1 protein-coding gene is annotated in these 705 nt (G+C 72.5%); it reads right to left on the reverse strand.

All coding sequences use genetic code 11. The features are described 5' to 3' along the window. On the reverse strand, window positions 1-705 hold a 705-nt coding region (locus LPA54_RS34090; RefSeq protein WP_228984547.1), incomplete at both ends, for a TGS domain-containing protein.

A 705-nucleotide genomic window follows, 5' to 3' on the forward strand; every position in this document is an offset into this window, starting at 1 on the left:
ATGGGGGCCGCCGGGGTGGTCGCGTGGTCCAGCCACTCCCGGGACGGCGCGGTGGCCGCGTCCTGGTCCATGATGAGCTGAACGGTGTCCCCGTCCTTGAGTACGGTGCTGACCGTGGCCAGCCGTCCGTTGACGCGGGCGCCGATGCAGGCGTGGGCGTCCTCGCCGTACTGGGCGTAGGCGGCGTCCACACAGGTCGCCCCCTCGGGCAGGCCGAGCGTGCCGCCGTCGGGGCGGAAGACGGTGATCTCCCGGTCCTGGGCGAGATCCTCGCGGAGCGTGGACCAGAAGGTGTCGGGGTCGGGCGCGGCCTGCTGCCATGCGAGCAGCCGGGACAGCCAGCCGGGGCGGGTCGGGTCGGCGCGTTCGCCGTCGCCCCCGGACTGCTCCTCGGGCGGGGCGGCGTAGGGGTTGCCGAGGGCGACGACGCCTGCCTCGGCGACCTTGTGCATCTGGTGGGTGCGGATGAGGACTTCGACGACCTGGCCGTCGTCGCCGGCCACCGCGGTGTGCAGCGACTGGTACAGGTTGAACTTGGGGACGGCGATGAAGTCCTTGAACTCCGAGACCACCGGCGTCATACAGGTGTGCAGCTCGCCCAGCACGGCGTAGCAGTCGGCGTCCTCGTTCACCAGCACCAGCAGCCGGCCGAAGTCGGCGCCGCGCAGCGGGCCGCGCTTGCGGGACACGCGGTGCACGGAGACG

Origin of the sequence: Streptomyces sp. DH12 (assembly GCF_020873895.1) — a bacterium.
In the GTDB taxonomy this organism is placed as follows: Bacteria; Actinomycetota; Actinomycetes; order Streptomycetales; family Streptomycetaceae; genus Streptomyces.